Origin of the sequence: Pseudomonas sp. C 49-2 (assembly GCF_003970195.1) — a bacterium.
Classification (GTDB): Bacteria; Pseudomonadota; Gammaproteobacteria; order Pseudomonadales; family Pseudomonadaceae; genus Aquipseudomonas; species Aquipseudomonas canadensis.
The window spans coordinates 1-785 of record NZ_RXYG01000039.1; the positions used below are offsets into that span (position 1 = coordinate 1).

Genomic DNA, 785 nt, shown 5'->3' on the forward strand with positions numbered 1-785 from the left:
GAGCTGGACAGCCAGGCCAATCGCCTGGCCCACGCCTTGATCGCCCGTGGCGTCGGCCCGGAAGTGCGCGTGGCGATCGCCATGCCACGCAGCGCCAAGAGCCTGGTGGCGTTCCTTGCGGTGATGAAAGCCGGGGGCGTGTATGTGCCGCTGGACATCGAATACCCGCGTGACCGCCTGCTGTACATGATGCAAGACAGCCGTGCGCAATTGTTGCTGACCCATAGCAGCGCGTTGCAGCAACTGCCGATTCCCGAGGGCTTGGACACCCTGGCGATTGATCGCACCGAAGACTGGGCGGATTACTGCGACACTGCACCGGACGTGGCATTGGACGGCGATAACCTGGCCTACGTGATCTACACCTCCGGCTCCACCGGCATGCCCAAGGGCGTGGCGGTGTCCCACGGTCCGTTGGTGGCGCACATCATCGCGACCGGCGAGCGCTATGAAACCAGCCCGTCTGACTGTGAACTGCACTTCATGTCGTTCGCCTTCGACGGCTCTCACGAAGGCTGGATGCACCCGCTGATCAATGGCGCCAGCGTGCTGGTCCGTGATGACAGCCTGTGGCTGCCCGAATACACCTACGCACAAATGCACCGTCACAACGTGACCATGGCCGTGTTCCCACCTGTTTACTTGCAGCAACTGGCCGAGCATGCCGAGCGTGACGGCAACCCACCCAAAGTGCGTGTGTACTGCTTTGGCGGTGATGCGGTAGCCCAGGCCAGCTACGACCTGGCCTGGCGCGCACTGAAACCGACCTATCTGTTCAACGGTTA

Annotated in this window: 1 protein-coding gene; it reads left to right on the plus strand. The window is 62.4% G+C overall.

Features of this window, described 5'->3' with window-relative positions; translation table 11 throughout:
- A partial coding sequence (locus EJ576_RS29625; RefSeq protein ID WP_148106702.1) for an AMP-binding protein occupies nt 1-785 on the plus strand: 785 nt, incomplete at both ends.